Raw genomic sequence first — 716 nt, 5'->3', positions numbered from 1 at the left:
ATATTACTTTTGAATTACTATTAGAGTTATTTGGTGATAAAGTACAAAAAGATAAGAATGGTAAAATTAATGTGAAAAAAAGTAGATTTAACACTTATGATACATTTATTTTAGAAAAAGGAGAATATTTCAACAATGAAAAAATTACTACAACTGTAGGACGTTTTATTTATAATAAACTTATTGTAGAAAGGGAGTTAGTAGATGTTCTGGGTTATATTAATGAACCTATCAACTCTGGTACATTATCTAGTATTGAAGATAAAATATCTAAAGCGTTGCTTAATGACAAGGTAGCAGTAGATGTAGTGGTTAACTATTTAAACCGCACGCAATGGTTAGCAATGCAATTTCACTCCGTTATAAGTGGTTCTTTTACAATGGGGACATTGAAACCTAATAAAAAGGTAATAGAGCGTAGAAATCAGTTATTAAATGAAAATAGAGAAAAACTTAAGAAAGGTGATGTTATTACAGCAGCTAAAATAGAGAAAGAATTATTGGATATTGCTCAAAAAGAGTTAGAAGGAGATCATGGATTAGATTTATATAAATCAGGAGCTAGGGGCTCATTCGGTAACAACTATAAGAATATAAGTGTAATGAAAGGACCTGTATACAACCCTACAACTGATGAATTTGAAATTGTAGAATCTAACTTTATGGAAGGTATTAGAAAAGAGGAAATTCCTATTTACGGCAATGCTATTATTACA

General features: G+C 29.3%; 1 protein-coding gene. It reads left to right on the top strand.

Translation table 11 applies throughout. From position 1 onward, the window contains the following. On the top strand, positions 1-716 hold a 716-nt coding region (locus tag ETC00_RS19430; RefSeq protein ID WP_171567696.1), incomplete at both ends, for a hypothetical protein.

This window comes from Brevibacillus sp. MCWH (assembly GCF_013096935.1).
GTDB classification, from domain to species: Bacteria; Bacillota; Bacilli; order Brevibacillales; family Brevibacillaceae; genus Brevibacillus; species Brevibacillus aydinogluensis.
Note: the sequence above shows the minus strand (reverse complement) of the source record. Positions and strands in the feature narration are given on the sequence as shown.